This is a genomic window from Nostoc sp. DedQUE07, from assembly GCF_034530975.2.
Lineage (GTDB): Bacteria > Cyanobacteriota > Cyanobacteriia > Cyanobacteriales > Nostocaceae > Nostoc.
In genome coordinates this window covers 1-15200 of sequence record NZ_JAVRCC020000024.1, presented here as the reverse complement: position 1 = coordinate 15200, position 15200 = coordinate 1, and the positions used below count along the sequence as shown (strand labels likewise).

Annotated in this window: 12 protein-coding genes and 1 pseudogene; 10 read left to right on the top strand and 3 right to left on the bottom strand. The window is 39.1% G+C overall.

The window, feature by feature from the left end:
- Positions 1-76: 76 nt before the first annotated feature.
- Positions 77-491 (top strand): annotated as a pseudogene (locus RMZ95_RS18700) (DUF1016 N-terminal domain-containing protein); the annotation flags it as partial.
- Positions 468-1217 (top strand): YhcG family protein, encoded by a 750-nt coding sequence (locus RMZ95_RS18695; protein ID WP_409883182.1) that lies wholly within the window; start codon positions 468-470, stop codon positions 1215-1217. The pseudogene RMZ95_RS18700 and the gene RMZ95_RS18695, both read left to right, overlap by 24 nt.
- 90 nt (positions 1218-1307) lie before the next feature.
- On the opposite strand, the gene RMZ95_RS18690 is transcribed toward RMZ95_RS18695, so the two are convergent.
- Positions 1308-1643 carry a hypothetical protein gene (locus RMZ95_RS18690; RefSeq protein WP_322672145.1) on the bottom strand — a complete coding sequence of 112 codons (336 nt, stop codon included), beginning with the start codon at positions 1641-1643 and terminating at the stop codon, positions 1308-1310.
- Positions 1644-2003: 360 nt separating this feature from the next.
- Between RMZ95_RS18690 and RMZ95_RS18685 the strand changes: the two genes are divergently transcribed.
- The 4 genes from RMZ95_RS18685 (at position 2004) to RMZ95_RS18670 (ending at position 7704) form a co-directional block, all read left to right on the top strand.
- Complete coding sequence (locus RMZ95_RS18685; RefSeq protein ID WP_409883180.1) at positions 2004-2252, top strand: Rieske 2Fe-2S domain-containing protein; 249 nt, start codon at positions 2004-2006, stop codon at positions 2250-2252.
- A 138-nt stretch (positions 2253-2390) separates the two neighbouring features.
- Positions 2391-3176, top strand: a complete 786-nt coding sequence (locus RMZ95_RS18680; protein ID WP_322672144.1) for an HAD family hydrolase — start codon at positions 2391-2393, stop codon at positions 3174-3176.
- A 170-nt stretch (positions 3177-3346) separates the two neighbouring features.
- Positions 3347-4525 carry a DNA double-strand break repair nuclease NurA gene (locus tag RMZ95_RS18675; RefSeq protein WP_322684517.1) on the top strand — a complete coding sequence of 393 codons (1179 nt, stop codon included), beginning with the start codon at positions 3347-3349 and terminating at the stop codon, positions 4523-4525.
- A 485-nt stretch (positions 4526-5010) separates the two neighbouring features.
- Positions 5011-7704 carry a PAS domain S-box protein gene (locus RMZ95_RS18670; RefSeq protein ID WP_322684518.1) on the top strand — a complete coding sequence of 898 codons (2694 nt, stop codon included), beginning with the start codon at positions 5011-5013 and terminating at the stop codon, positions 7702-7704.
- Between the two features lie 97 nt (positions 7705-7801).
- Here RMZ95_RS18670 and RMZ95_RS18665 read toward each other — a convergent pair whose 3' ends face one another.
- Positions 7802-9976, bottom strand: a complete 2175-nt coding sequence (locus RMZ95_RS18665) for a DEAD/DEAH box helicase (protein WP_322684519.1) — start codon at positions 9974-9976, stop codon at positions 7802-7804.
- A gap of 209 nt (positions 9977-10185) precedes the next feature.
- Here RMZ95_RS18665 and RMZ95_RS18660 point away from each other — a divergent pair, with 209 nt between their 5' ends.
- On the top strand, positions 10186-10566 hold the full coding sequence (locus RMZ95_RS18660) for a Spx/MgsR family RNA polymerase-binding regulatory protein (protein ID WP_322684520.1): 381 nt from the start codon (positions 10186-10188) through the stop codon (positions 10564-10566).
- 133 nt (positions 10567-10699) lie between these two features.
- On the opposite strand, the gene RMZ95_RS18655 is transcribed toward RMZ95_RS18660, so the two are convergent.
- Positions 10700-11530: a lectin ESA-2 gene (locus tag RMZ95_RS18655; protein WP_322684521.1), complete on the bottom strand. Its 831-nt coding sequence runs from the start codon at positions 11528-11530 to the stop codon at positions 10700-10702.
- Between the two features lie 695 nt (positions 11531-12225).
- Here RMZ95_RS18655 and RMZ95_RS18650 point away from each other — a divergent pair.
- From RMZ95_RS18650 to RMZ95_RS18640, 3 genes are all read left to right on the top strand, one after another.
- Positions 12226-12663, top strand: coding sequence for a DoxX family protein (locus RMZ95_RS18650; protein WP_322684522.1), 438 nt, complete (start codon positions 12226-12228; stop codon positions 12661-12663).
- A 23-nt stretch (positions 12664-12686) separates the two neighbouring features.
- Complete coding sequence (locus tag RMZ95_RS18645; protein WP_322684523.1) at positions 12687-13253, top strand: DUF2808 domain-containing protein; 567 nt, start codon at positions 12687-12689, stop codon at positions 13251-13253.
- 436 nt (positions 13254-13689) lie between these two features.
- Positions 13690-15009 (top strand): acetyl ornithine aminotransferase family protein, encoded by a 1320-nt coding sequence (locus RMZ95_RS18640; RefSeq protein WP_409883151.1) that lies wholly within the window; start codon positions 13690-13692, stop codon positions 15007-15009.
- Positions 15010-15200: the final 191 nt, after the last annotated feature.

Genomic DNA, 15200 nt, shown 5'->3' with positions numbered 1-15200 from the left:
AATTCTGCTGTATCTGTATCTGATACCAGAATTTGGTGTGATGGTGGCAGAATAAAAGTAGCACTAATTCTTTTTTATGCCTAGAGACGATAAATCCGAAACTTCACAAAAGAGTGCATCTGCGATCGTTGGTTATGAAGATTTTTTAACTGAACTAAAAACACGAATTTCTAGCGCTCAGTTACGAGCCGCAGTTGCAGTCAATAAAGAATTACTATTACTCTACTGGCAAATTGGGCGAGATATTCTGAATCGTCAACAGCAGCAGGGTTGGGGCGCAAAAGTTATCAATTGACTTGCAGAAAGCTTTTCCAGAAATGAAAGGCTTTTCGCTTCGCAATCTTAAATATATGCGGGCATTTGCCGAAGCTTATCCAGATGAGCAATTAGTGCAACAAGTTGTTGCACTAATTGCCTGGGGTCATAATGTTCGGATTTTGGATACTGTTAAAGACCAAACAGAACGCTTGTGGTATGTACAACAAACTATCCAGCATGGATGGAGTCGGAATATTTTAGTTCACCAGATTGAAAGCAAGTTGTATCATCGTCAGGGTAAAGCAACCACCAACTTTAACCGCACTTTACCTCAAGCACAATCAGAATTAGCACAGCAATTGTTGAAAGACCCCTACACTTTTGATTTTCTCAATTTAGGAGAAGATTTTCTGGAACGTGATTTGGAACGTGCTTTAATCAAACACATCCGCGATTTTTTAATAGAGTTAGGAGTTGGTTTTGCTTTTGTAGGTAGTCAATACTATCTTGAAGTTGGGGGTGAAGATTTTTATATCGATTTATTGTTTTACCACTTGCGTTTACGCTGCTATGTAGTGATTGACCTGAAAGTTGAAGAGTTCAAGCCAGAGTATTCCGGCAAGATGAATTTCTATGTTAGCGCGGTGGATGATTTATTGAGACACCCAGACGATCAGCCTACTATTGGAATGATTCTATGCAAGAGTAAAAATAAGGTAATTGCCGAATATTCTCTCCGAGATATGCATAAGCCAATTGGTGTCTCTGTGTATCAGCTAAAAGATATTTTGCCAGAGGCTTTGCAAGGTAATTTGCCAACAATCGAGCAGTTAGAAGCTGAATTGGAAACGATTACTAAAATTGAATTAGGACTCGGTTTAGGTGCAAAATTTGAGGGGAAAATAATTGATCCACTTGGAGAAACAGTAGATGAGCAAAACGAAATCAAGCAAGACTAACTTGACCAAACAAAACGTGGTCAGCGCGAGACGCAAAGAAGCAGAGAGTATTTGATAACTTCTCTGCGTCTGTGCGTATTTAATAGACAACTACCACCAAACTCGATTTCCATTTTCGTCAACTCGTGCTTCCCGAATCATGTCGGAAATTTCTTCAGCATCTTTAACGTGGTGGAGTGCCTTTTTTTCACCATCAGGTTCATCCACAACGAAGTAAGTTGGTACTGTGATTTTGTCGCCTGTAATATCTGGTACATCATCAACAGCTGCCTGTTTAGCCTTCTCTTCAACTGATTGAGGCTTATCAGAAATTCTATCTCCTGGATTCGCGGTTAAGTTTCTTTCGTTCACATCTGGCTTTTCACGAGAATCCCGATCTTCGCCTACTGGTTGATTAATTTGATTTTCTTGATTTTTATCACTCATGGCGCTTTCAGTTATTCAAAAATGGAACTCGACTAACAACAGCTTAAAAAATTAAAGACATAAAGAGTTCTTTCTCTGGAGAGAGTTTGAGAAGATATTTTGAAGAATTTTTTTTTAAGGAGCATATCTGAGGTTATAGTTTAGCTCTGAGGTTTATAAATAACCTCCTACTCCAGAAATAAATAATAATTAAAAATTACAGTTTAGGCGCAACTCTTAAAAAACTAATTTTATGAAAATCAACCCACAGTAAACACAAATGTATATTAATATTAATGCGATCGCACCGTAGTATATTAGTAGACCTTTGTGGCTAAATCCAATCATCATGGAAGATTATTCTACTAATGGTAAAATTATCTGATTATTCAAAACGGGCCACAGATTGCTGAGTACGCTATCAGTCCAATCTGTACCCATTTAGGATGTACAGTCAAGTGGGATCTTGAGAAGAATCACTTTATTTGTCCAAGTCATGGATCTCAATACGATTCTCAAGGCCGAATTGTTCGTGAGCCAGCTAAACGCTCTCTACCACTAATCACCGTAGTAGTCAAGGAAAATCAAATTCGTTTAGTCGATCGCAAACCTGCTGTAGATCCTCGTTAACCTACCATTAACAAATCAAATTTTACAATGCCACCACAGTTTTTCAGCAAATTTATGAATTATAAAAGACTAACAAAAATTACTGCATGATTTAAATTTGTCGGGTAAGCTGACAACAGCAGTTTTATTCTCAAACCAATGACCACAAGTAGTCCCCAAATTTTAGCCCTGGACTTTGATGGAGTGATTTGCGACGGATTAATTGAATATTTTGAGGTAGCATGGCGTACCTACTGTGAAATTTGGTCTTCTGCTAACGACACACCGCCAGATGATTTGGCTTTAAGATTCTATCGACTAAGACCTGTTATTGAAACAGGTTGGGAAATGCCCATTTTAATTAAAGCCTTGATAGATGGAATTTCTGACGAAAAGATTCTTCATGAATGGGTAAGCATTGCCCCACAAATTTTGTTAAACGATCGGCTTCAAGCAAGAGAAATTGGTGTAAAACTAGATAACCAACGAGATGAATGGATTACCACGGATTTAAGTGGTTGGCTGAGTCTGCATAGATTTTATCCGGCTGTAGTAGAAAAAATCAAATTAACTATCGACAGTGGAGTTAAGCTATACATTGTGACAACTAAAGAAGGGCGTTTTGTACAGCAGTTGTTACAACAAGAAGGAGTAAATTTACCACCAGAATCAATCTTTGGGAAAGAAGTTAAGCGTCCCAAATATGAAATTTTGCGAGAATTAATTCAGTCATCAGAAGACAAATCTGTTAGTCTCTGGTTTGTAGAAGATAGACTCAAGACATTACAATTAGTCCAACAGCAAGCAGACCTTGAAGATGTGAAACTTTTTCTTGCAGACTGGGGCTATAATACCCAAGTAGAACGAGAAGCTGCTCAAAACGATCCGCGAATTCAGTTGTTATCACTTTCTCAGTTTGCCAAAGATTTCTCAGCTTGGCTTTAATATATTAAATATCTAGTCAAAAAGAGATGTAGCAGTGCTACGTCTCTATAAAGATTTTGAATAATCCATATTTAATTTCTGACGTATTTATATAAATCAAATATGTATTTTGTCAATTTAGGTGAAATAATAACTCACAAGTATTCACTCCTCACTTCGCACTTACTTTTATGCTTGACCTAACAAAACTGGCGCGACAAATGCAGGGTTTAAGTCAGCATCTTACCTTAGAAGCTGCTGCTAGTCGTCAGCGTTTAGAACTGGCACAACAACATTTAAAAAATGCCTACGAGTGTCAACAAGATTTAATCGATCGCCAGGAAAAATGGCGCGATCGCATTCTCTTTGCTAATGCTACCCCAATTGAGGCGCTAGAAACCTGCATCGATATCCCAGTTCCCCCAAAAATTCATACTGTCATCGCTACGGATGGTTCTCAAATTGCCCCCAACCATCATGAAATTGCTTACTGTTATCTGCTAAATATTGGCAGAGTCGTCTTGCACTACGGACAAAATCGCCATCCGCTACTCGATAGTTTACCAGAAGTATTTTATCGTCCAGAAGATTTATATATGTCTCGGCAATGGGGAATTAGAACCGAGGAATGGATGAGTTTTCGCCGCACTGCTTCAGAAACAACGGTGTTAGCAGAACTTGCGTGTGATGCAGCACAAGCGGAAACGCCAGCGCTAGCGATGGTAGATGGTTCGCTAATTTACTGGTTTTTAGAACAGTTGCCGATGGATGCACGCGATCGCATTTTACCCCCCATCTTAGAAGCTTGGCAGCAGATGCGTGATGCTCGAATTCCTTTAATGGGCTATCTTAGCGCCTCTCGCAGCATCGAAACAATGAACTTTTTACGGTTATTAGCTTGTCCCCATCCAGTGCCAGACTGTAAAACTTATTGCCCAAATCAGCTAGAAAAAGTAGCTTGTAAAATTTTTGAACAGTTGCGAGATACTTCTGTTTGGTCAACTCGACTCAAACCAGGACAACGCAGTACTCTGTGGCGCAGCAATTCTCCTATTCTCGAACTTTATGGCGATCAAACAATTTACTTTTGCTACGTCCACGTTGGCACCGAAATCGCCCGAATCGAAGTTCCGGTATGGGTAGCTGAGAATACAACCATGTTAGATCAAGCACTGGGACTGATGTTAGCACAAGTGCAAAAAGGATATGGCTACCCTGTAGCGATCGCCGAAGCGCACAATCAAGCAGTGGTAAAAGGTGGCGATAAAGCGCGTTTCTTTGCTCTTCTCGAACAACAAATGATTAAAGCTGGTTTGAAAAACGTGGGAACTTCCTACAAAGAAGCCAGAAAGCGCGGGAGTATTGCTTAAAAATAATTTGTAATGACGCCCCTGCGGACGCTTGAATACTCGCTACCGCAACGCTTTCGCTAACGCTTAACGTAATTCATAATTCGTAATTGAATTCTTAACTACGAATTACGCTTTGTGGTACTAATGCCTTAGCTATTTAAGGACAATTACAAATAAAAATTCTGATTAATTCAGTTTACGTAACACTTCTTATTTTAAATTTTAAATCTAAATGTTTACTTTACAGCTTTTTAGGGAAAACTTTATTCAGTAGAGAATTAACTCGATAACTAGCTAGTTTACTCAGTAGAAACTACTAGATACTTATTGGCTCTACATCAAGTTAATTACGTTTTTATTGGTCAGATCAACAGTCTTGCTTAGAATTGACATTAGGTAAGTCTCTAGGTTGATATATTACATTAAAATGGTCATTCAACTTCAATAAAAAATGTATTAACTTATTTAACCTTTTAAAAAAAAGATTCATACCTAAAAAGCTGATGAAACTAGTTAAATATGAGTTCAAACAATTTGAAGAAAAATACTCCCGCTTTTTCTCACTTTCTCTAGACTTATTGTGTATTGCTAACTTTGATGGTTATTTTAAGTATTTAAATCCGGTATGGACAAAAATACTAGGTTGGTCAATTCAGGAACTTGTTGCTCAACCCTTTATCGAATTTGTTCATCCTGAAGACCGTGAATCCACTATTGTTGCAGCTGAAAAAATTGCACAATCTGTAGATGCAGTCAGCTTTGAAAACCGCTATCTTTGTCAGGATGGTTCTTACAAATGGCTGTCATGGAATGCGACTGCTTTCAGTGAAGAACAATTGATTTATGCAGTAGCTCGTGACATAACTATTAATAAAGAGAATGAGATAGCTCTACAAAAATCTATCAAAGAATTAGAAGCTTTTAGATTTGCCTTAAATGCTCATTCACTGGTAGCTATTACTGATATAACTGGAAAAATAACCTATGTCAATGACCTATTTTGTGAAGTTTCTAAATATTCTTCAGAAGAACTTTTAGGGCAAGATCATCGGATTATCAATTCTGGATATCACACAAAAGAATTTTTTGCAAGTTTATGGAAAACTATTGCCCAAGGAAAAATCTGGAAAGGAGAAATTCAAAATAAAGCCAAGGATGGAACTTTTTATTGGGTTGATACTTTGATCGCCCCAATGTTGGGACAAGATGGAAAGCCCTATCAATATGTATCAATTCGTACAGATATTACACAGCGTAAGCTTTCAGAGTTAGCTTTATTGGAGCGATCGCGCTTGTCAGTTTTGAGTGCAGAAGTCAGTTTAGCCTTATCTCAAAGTGGCACACTTCCAGAAATTTTGCAAAATTGTACAAATACTATTTCCCAATACCTTGATATCGGCTTTGTTTGTATCTGGACATTTGAACGACAAACAAACCAGCTACAATTACAAGCTGGTGTTCATTGCACAGATATTACCTGTAGTACTTTGAGCGATACCCAAGATTTCCCAGAACATATTGCTTTAGTCAATAATATTATTGGCTTAATGATTCAAAACCATCAAGCTATTTTTAACCAAGAATTATCTGTTAATCATTCAGAAAAGCTTATAGAGTCTACATTCTCAATTTCTCGATTTTCTGCTTATCCCTTAATAGTAGAGCAGCAAATAATCGGTATAATGGCTTTATTTAGTAAACAATTATTTACCGAACCAACTCATAATCTATTAAATTGGATTGCTAATAATATTGCTGTAGCTATTGACCGAATCTGGGCACGAGAAGAACTCCTCAGCCGTCGGGAAGCTTTGTTACTGCGTCTAGCTAGTCAAATTCGCAGTTCTCTTGACCTAGATATGATCCTAGAAACTGCTGTGAATGAAATTCGCAGCTTATTACAAATTGACCGTTGCTACTTTCTTTCTTATTTACCGCACCCATCCCAAGCAAGCCTAACTATTACCTATGAAGCACGAAACCCTAACTTAACAAGTATGTTAGGCAGTATTCCACTGCAAAAAAGCAATTTTTTAACTCAAAATCTTCTCTCTCAAGAGCTAATCTGCATCGAAAATATTAATAGTAAATCACAACTTGATTATGATATACAAAAACTTTTAACTGAGTTTGGCATCACATCTCAACTAATGCTACCAGTTAAAAGTAATTCTGGAGAAATTGGAGCAATTGTGTGCAGTCATTGTAGTGGCGATCGCATTTGGACTAACAGTGAAATTAACCTGTTACAAGCTGTTTGCGATCAACTAGCGATCGCTATCGATCATGCACAACTTTATACCCAAAGTCGCACTGCTACTTTAGAAGCTCAAACCCAAGCTGAAAAACTCACCGAAACCTTGCATAAATTGCAACAAACTCAATCTCAACTGATCCAAAATGAAAAAATGTCTAGTTTAGGGCAATTAGTCGCTGGAGTTGCTCATGAAATCAACAATCCAGTTAATTTTATTCATGGTAACTTAACCTTTGCTAATGAATACTTTCAAGAGATGTTAACTCTTTTGCACCTTTATCAGCAACATTATCCCCATCCAGAAGTAGAAATTGAAAATTTCGCTAAAAAAATTGATTTGGAATTTCTTACTAGTGACCTTTCTCAACTTCTATCATCGATGAATATGGGTACTAATCGTATTCGTGAAATTGTTTTAGGATTGCGAAATTTTTCTCGCCATGATGAAGCAGATAAAAAATTAGTTGACATTCATGAAGGAATTGAAAATACCTTATTAATTTTGCATCACCGTTGGAAAAATAACGGAATTGGCTTTGATATAACTATAGTGAAAGAATATGGTAATTTGCCTTTAGTTGATTGTTATGCTGGCCAGTTAAATCAAGTGTTTATGAATATTTTAACTAATGCGATCGATGCTTTAGAAGAGTCAATGGTTAAGATAAAAACAAATCATAAACCGCAAATTGTAATTCGTACTGAAGTTTTAGAGAGTAAATTTGTTGTCATCAGAATTGCTGACAACGGATTAGGAATGGTAGAAGATATTAAAAAGCGGTTATTCGATCCATTTTTCACCACGAAACAGGTAGGTAAGGGAACAGGTTTAGGACTATCAATTAGCTACCAAATTATAGTAGAAAAACATGGTGGAATTTTGAATTGTCTATCAGAACCAGGAAAAGGCACAGAATTCTGGATTCAAATTCCAATTTAAAACTTTTGAAGACTGGAAAAATCTTAAATTATGATTTGCGATCGCTCCAAAAGTTAATTCAAAAATAGCTACTTTTCAAGAGTTCCGAATTATATTTTTATTCTTCCCACAATGCCACTTGTTTTTTGAGTTCATTCATATCCAAATAATCAGTAGCAAAAGCTTTCCGTAAAAGGGAATGAGGAATAAAACCATCATATTTTTGAATTTCCGGTGCTTCTGAGCTACTGACTAAATCTTCTGGAATAATTCTTTGTTCACATAATGAAGTAATTTCACGATAAAGATATTTAAATTTATCCTTGCCTAATTTAATTGTCAAATAATAAGGATTTATTCCGCCAATACTTGTAATTTCCAACGATTCCCGACAGTATGAGTTGAGTAATCTTTCTAAGGTGCGATAAGCAACCGTACCCATCCAAGGAAAAATACAGCATTTACCTTTTTCTAATTGCAAAATATTCTGCTTATCTAATCCAACTTGCTGCGCCATTTGGCGAACTTGACGTAATCGTTGCAAAGCATTTTTTTGTAAGTAACTATACTCGATATTCTCAAATAAGACTTGCTGCATTCGTTGCAAAACTTTGGTATGAATAGTCCCACCACCACCACGCCAATAAATACTAGATTTACCCTCAGCTTGTTTAACAAAAATAGCCTTCTTCTTAAAGTCAACTTCTACGACTTCCCAACTTCTGCCAGCTAAAGCAAATTGATTACCAACAGGAAGCGGTGTGACAATACTGCCAATTTCTGTTGTACCTTGCTTAACAATATATTCTTGCTGTTCAGCAAAGACAGCATAAAACTGAAATTTTCTCACCACCTTTTCTCCTGCCAAATCTAGGATTAATTTACCTTGTTCAGTCTGCTGAATATGACCAATATCAATTAAATAGCGTAGTAATAATTGAAAATCTTCTTTTAAAAGAGCATTAAAGGGGGGTAGACTAAAAATTTGTTTAGCTAGAGCATTAGCTGAAATTTCCCCTGCTGCTGTTAAAATACTCATGGTTTGGTGATAAAGCAAACTCAAAGGATATTTAATTGGTCTAATTGGTTCAATCCATTGTTCCTCTAAATAAAGTTGAATAATAGCAATACATTGCAAAAGTTGCCAGGGTATTTGTTCTGGTAGAGAAGCTTCTGCTAATGGCTTATCTTCAGCGCAGACAAAACGCATATCAGCAGCTTCTCCTCTTCTACCACTTCGTCCCAAGCGCTGTAAAAAGCTAGCTACAGACAAGGGTGATTCTAACTGAATCACTCGCTCTAAATAACCGATATCTATGCCTAATTCTAGAGTTAGAGTGGCGGCGGTAACGGCTGGATTGTTGGGTTCACACATCGCATTTTCAGCAGCTTGCCGTAAGCTAGCAGATATACTCCCATGATGCACATGATATATATCTGGTAGTCCTTGTTCTGTGGCAATTTGTCGCAAAGATGCAATTATAGATTCGGTACGTGTGCGATTATTAGCAAATATCAGGCATTTGCGAGACTTGCTGAGGTTGAAAATATATTGTTCATCTGCTGTTGCTTCTGATTCATCTACTTCATCAGTAATATAAAAATGTTCTACAGCTAGTTTTATCTGGCGTTTTATACCATCAATTTTTGGTGTAATTACTGGCTTATCTGTTCCTGAACTCAACCAATTTTCCGCTATTGAGTAATCCCCAAGAGTTGCTGATAAACCAATACGACGCGGTTGTTTTTGCGTCAACTTTGCTAAACGTTGTAATTGGCAAATAATTTGACAACCGCGTTCTGAACCCATAAAGGCGTGAATTTCATCAATGATGACAAACCTTAAATCACCAAATAAGCGAAGCAAGTCGTTATTTTTATTAATTAGCAAACTTTCTAGAGATTCTGGGGTAATTTGCAGAATACCTTGCGGATTTTTTAACAGTTTGTTTTTTCGAGTTTGCGAAACATCACCGTGCCAGTGCCAAACTGGAATATCTGCTTCTTTTAGTAAGTCATTAAGACGCTCAAATTGATCGTTAATTAAAGCTTTAATTGGACTAATATATAATGCACCAATTGTGGCAGCAGGGTTTTCATGTAATAAAGTCAAAACTGGTAGAAAAGCTGCTTCTGTTTTACCAGCAGCAGTTGCAGCAGTAACTAGCAAATGAGCATCAGTGTCAAATATAACTTGACAAGCGGCAATTTGAACTGGTCGTAATTCAGTCCACTGGTGATGATAAATATATTCTTGGATGAAGGGTGCAAGTCGGTTAAAGGCATCGCTCATATTTTTTATGGATAAAGCGTTAGTAAAACTACTCCTTGGTATTTTAGAACCCTCGAATTATGGATCAACCAGTTCCATACTTGGAATTACCGATTGCTAAAAGCGATCGCTACTCTTAAATTTATGCCATAGAGATTCTACGACAAGAGCATTGATGGCAGAAGTTCTACCTACTATGTCATATATGGAGATTGTTGCTTAATTATTTTATGTCTATTCAAGTCTACGGAATTCCCAATTGCAGCACTTGCAAAAAAGCTTTGATGTGGCTCCAACACAACAACATTGACCATGAATTTATCAACACCAAAGATACTCCGCCGACTCGTGAGATGATTCAAAACTGGGTAAAGTCTTTGGGTTTTGCTCCCATGCGAAACACCTCCGGTCAATCCTACCGCGCTTTAGGAGATGAAAAGAAGACTTGGGCTGATGAACAGTGGGTTGATGCATTCACTCACGATGCGATGCTGCTCAAACGTCCACTTTTCATCAAAGATGGAACAGCTGTGTTGATCGGCTTTAGAGATGAGAGAATAGTTCGAGAAAAATTAGATTTAGCTTCAGGAGTGTTGTTAGCGGATAGCTAAGGTTTAGCCTGTGCTGAGTGCTGAGTTACCCTATAGTTACATCATAACCCCCTGCCACGAAACAGCGAGCAGGGGGTTAGGGGTGCGGTTCAGTACCTACTTAACCGAAAACCTATATAGGGCGATCGCCTTTTTAGATTTGGTGCGATCGGAAGCCGATAGGGCCTTCACCAGAATATGTCGTGGTTCCAGTTAGGGTCTTTCCACCATCATTAGATGTGACATTGAGCGCTACTACATTCTGTCCCACACGACTACCGATTATCCAAGTCCCACCAGGATTCCAGGGTGCTGTATTACCACCCCACTGGTTTTCTACTGTGTAGTTGTTGCCGGCGACAATGTTACCTTTAAAGCCAATGGGGCCTTCACCAGCATAAGTGATAGTTCCAGTCAGGGTTTTACCGCCATCGTTCGATGTAATATCGATCGCAACAACATTTTGATTCGATCGAGAGCCAAGTACCCAAGCTCCGCCGGGATTCCACGGAGCAGATGAGCCTCCCCATTGGTTTTCCACATTATAGACACGGCCATCAACAGCAGCACTCTTAAAACCGATGGGGCCTTCACCAGCATAAGTGATAGTTCCAGTCAGGGTTTTACCGCCGTCGCTCGATGTAATATCGATCGCAACAACATTTTGATTTGATCGAGCGCCAAGTACCCAAGTCCCGCCAGGATTCCACGGAGCAGATGAGCCTCCCCACTGGTTTTCTACGTTGTAATTGTCGCTTCCAGTTAAGGTAGCCTTAAAACCGATGGGGCCTTCACCAGCATAGGTCGTAGTTCCATTAAGTGTTTTGCCGTTGTCACTTGATGAAACTTTGAGTTCGACAATGCGCTGATCTGCTCTAGCTCCAATTACCCATACTCCACCAGGATTCCACGGAGCAGATGCACCACCCCACTGATTTTGTACATTGTATAGATTATTAGCATTAGTGGTTGTTGTAGCTGTCATTGTTTTCCTCCAAAGTTTTGATTGTTTAGTCAAAGTGAATCTATAGCAATCCAATTTGATTTGGAAAAAATTACGCACAATTAACAATACCTTTGCCAAATTACAAGGCTTGACATCGAACAAACCTAAGATAATAAATGCTTCTTTTTACCATGTAACAAAAAATTCCGTCAAGAAAATTCTGTTCTGTATGGTTTTACAGAAGTAGTTTTAACTGTCGTGTAAGTCTGAGTGCAGATTCTAGTTTCTGCCTCATATTCAAGCAAGCGCTTGTCTTAGGCTATTTTGGCAAAAGTATTTTTGAACAGCAAATATGATTGTTTTGTGCTGTCGTAGTTATACTAATACAAGAGTAGTAAAAAATGCAAGCGTAGTTAAGAAAATTTTGGATAAAAATGTTGTTTTGCTTTACTAACCGAGCCGTGGCATAGTTAATAAATCCTTTAGTACAGTCCGGTGCATCAGTTTTATTTATAGTTGCAATCACTTTTTTCAGGAGTAGCCCAGTTGTGAGTTCCGTTAGCGGATAGCTAGGTTTAGCCCGTGCTGAATGCAATTATTGCTTTTTTACTCAGCATTGTTTTGGTAAGTACTTGGGAAAATTTTGTCGATTTTTACTCCTATTGACTCAATGCAGATTAACATCCATCAGTCAAACTGAAGTAATAGGGCAAGTATATAAAGAGGCAAAAACCATGAATAAGCATAAGGAAACATTACGTGTCATCCTTGCTATATCTATCATTGTGGTTGGAGTAACACACTTTCTTGTTCCACAAGAATATGTCAAAATCGTGCCGCCACAACTACCTTATCCTTTAGGATTAGTTTATCTCAGTGGCTTTTATGAAATTTTGGGTGGCATCGGGTTATTAGTTCCGCCTGTAAGTCAAGCTGCTGCTTGGGGACTTCTTGCTCTTTTTATTGCTGTTTACCCAGCGAATATTTACATGGCAGCTAATCTGATTAAGATTGAACATATACCAAACTCACCTTGGGTACACGTAGTTAGACTTCCGTTGCAAGCCGTTTTAATTGCTTGGGCTTGGTGGTATACAAAATCTTCTGTTGGGGAAAAACAAGCTTCGATCGTTCCTCAGTCATTGATTCCCAAGGAACTAGAATCAGAATAAGTGCGTTTTTTTATATCTGAATTATGCGCCTTACAAATTTGTTTGGAATAACACTCTCGTTAGCAATAGGCATTGGAGAAGTTACGCTGCCGGTGGCTCAAGCTGTGCAGCTTAGAGATGGCCTAGTCTATTTTGTCCAACCGCCAACACTTGTTAACGCGACAACTACTTACAAAGATGTTAATGTTTTGAGCGCAACTTACTATTTCACCATCAATGTGCCGGAAAATGCTGGAGAAGCTCTCCAGAAGGTAACGATCGCCCAAAAAGAGGGGTCAGAATACATCCGCTACAATCTTGATGATACCCGCGCATTTGTCGGCACACGCGATCGCAAAGAAACGCAACTGCAACTAGGTTCAGTCATCAACGAGAGCAAGATACGCACGGTTTCTGTAATCTTCGATCCACCTGTAACTCCAGGACAGACAATTACCATCGCCCTCCGCCCTATAAGTAATCCCAGTTTTTCTGGTGTTTACTTATTGGGTGTTACTGCATTCCCTGTGGGTGAAAAATCTCACGGTCAATTTCTTGGCTTTGCACGATTTCAGTTTTACAGCGATAGAGGAAGTTGGTGGTTCCCATAAAGAGAATAGGGAACATTTTTAGGACTTACGCACTATACAAATCAACCAAAACGTGTACTACGGTATTTAGTCTTTTCAGAGGCTTCAGATAACCCTGATTTATTCCGACATTTGCGATCGCTGGATGCAAAACATGGCTAAAATACCCAAATTGTGTTTAGTACTTATGTACGATGCGTAAGTCCTAATTTTCTCAAAGTTGTGTTATAAAAACGGGCAATAGTCTTAAACAATACGAAACGGCTTACCATCAAGCTTTTTCGTTAAATATCTTTGAGGATTCAGGAAAGATTAGCTGTATTTTTCCTGAGTCGCTGACGTATACTCTGATTTTTAGGTAAATGCGTAATTCTTACAGTAATAGAATCAAATGCTACTGTCAGCAATCAAGCTTTAGCGTTTAATCATCAGTAATCTTTAAAAAATAGAAAAAATTATGTTAAGTATTCCTATTAACCTAAATTTACCTTCTATACCCCGTTTAGTAACTTCCTTACCTGGGCCTCGCGCTCAAGCAATTGTACAACGCGATCGCGCCGTAACTTCTCCTTCTTATACCCGCGATTACCCGTTAGTTGTATCTCGCGGTCAGGGCTGTATGGTAGAAGATGTGGATGGCAATGTATTTCTGGATATGACCGCAGGTATTGCTGTCACCGCTACCGGACACGCTCACCCAGAAGTTGTCAAAGCAATTCAAGAACAGTCGGCGCGGCTGTTGCACATGTCAGGGACGGATTTTTATTATGAGCCGATGGTAGAACTAGCGGAACAATTAGCAATTCGCGCTCCCTTTCCCCACCCACAAGGTAATGCTGGGTTTCCCGCAAAAGTATTTTTCACCAATTCCGGGGCAGAATCGAACGAAGGAGCCATCAAACTAGCTCGATATTACACCAAGCGATCGCTAATCGTAGCCTTCTTAGGTGCATTTCACGGACGCACTTATGGAGCGATGTCTCTGACTGGTTCCAAAGCAGTGCAGCGAGCTAACTTTGGGCCTTTAGTTCCTGGGGTAACTCATATCCCTTATGGCACTCACGCTAGCTTACATTACTTGGAACAACAGCTATTTACAACGATTTTACCACCGCAAGAAGTAGCGGCGATCGTCGTCGAACCGATTCAAGGAGAGGGTGGGTATATCGTACCCGAAGATGGTTTCTTGCAGCGAATTCGGGAGATATGCGATCGCTACAGTATTCTGATGGTAGTGGATGAAGTACAAGCGGGAATGGGGCGGACTGGTCGCTTATTTGCGATCGAGCATTGGAATGTGATGCCTGATATCATTACTACTGCTAAAGGTATCGCCAGTGGTATGCCGTTAGGAGCGATACTTGCTAGACCAGAGTTAATGACTTGGCCTCCTGGTTCTCACGCTACTACATTTGGCGGTAATCCCGTAGCTTGTGCTGCTGGTATTGCCACATTGCGACTGCTAGAAAGTGGTTTAATGACCAACGCTACCCAGATGGGAGAATTCTTACAAGCTAGTCTTACCGAGTTGCATCAAAGATTTCCCAGAGTATCACCACCACGAGGTAAAGGTTTGATGGTAGCGGTAAATTTATTAGATGAACAGGGTAATCTCGATTATAAATTGCGCGATCGCATTATTCAAGAAGCTTTTTTACGCGGTTTATTATTGCTAGGTTGCGGTAAAGCAGCAATTCGTTTCTGTCCCCCTCTAGTTATCGACAGCGACCAAATTCAGATAGCCCTTCAGATTATCAGTGAGATTTTAAGTTCTTAAAAGATGAGGCAGATGAGGAGTAGGGGAGCACGGGAGAAAAGGGCAAATGACAAATGACAAATGACAAATGACAAATGACAAATGACCAATGATATCATGTCCGCATAATTAGTTATGCTAACCACAGTCATTACACCCCACCCCCAACCCCTCCCCGCTGTTCGGGAGGGGAGACAAGGCGTAGCTTTGGC

What these genes read in the sequence shown, in the direction of transcription:
- RMZ95_RS18690 (WP_322672145.1), bottom strand. Translation starts at nt 1,643, where the DNA reads ATGAGTGATAAAAATCAAGAAAATCAAATTAATCAACCAGTAGGCGAA.
- RMZ95_RS18680 (WP_322672144.1), top strand. Translation starts at nt 2,391, where the DNA reads ATGACCACAAGTAGTCCCCAAATTTTAGCCCTGGACTTTGATGGAGTG.
- RMZ95_RS18675 (WP_322684517.1), top strand. Translation starts at nt 3,347, where the DNA reads ATGCTTGACCTAACAAAACTGGCGCGACAAATGCAGGGTTTAAGTCAG.
- RMZ95_RS18670 (WP_322684518.1), top strand. Translation starts at nt 5,011, where the DNA reads ATGAAACTAGTTAAATATGAGTTCAAACAATTTGAAGAAAAATACTCC.
- RMZ95_RS18665 (WP_322684519.1), bottom strand. Translation starts at nt 9,976, where the DNA reads ATGAGCGATGCCTTTAACCGACTTGCACCCTTCATCCAAGAATATATT.
- RMZ95_RS18660 (WP_322684520.1), top strand. Translation starts at nt 10,186, where the DNA reads ATGTCTATTCAAGTCTACGGAATTCCCAATTGCAGCACTTGCAAAAAA.
- RMZ95_RS18655 (WP_322684521.1), bottom strand. Translation starts at nt 11,530, where the DNA reads ATGACAGCTACAACAACCACTAATGCTAATAATCTATACAATGTACAA.
- RMZ95_RS18650 (WP_322684522.1), top strand. Translation starts at nt 12,226, where the DNA reads ATGAATAAGCATAAGGAAACATTACGTGTCATCCTTGCTATATCTATC.
- RMZ95_RS18645 (WP_322684523.1), top strand. Translation starts at nt 12,687, where the DNA reads ATGCGCCTTACAAATTTGTTTGGAATAACACTCTCGTTAGCAATAGGC.
- RMZ95_RS18640 (WP_409883151.1), top strand. Translation starts at nt 13,690, where the DNA reads ATGTTAAGTATTCCTATTAACCTAAATTTACCTTCTATACCCCGTTTA.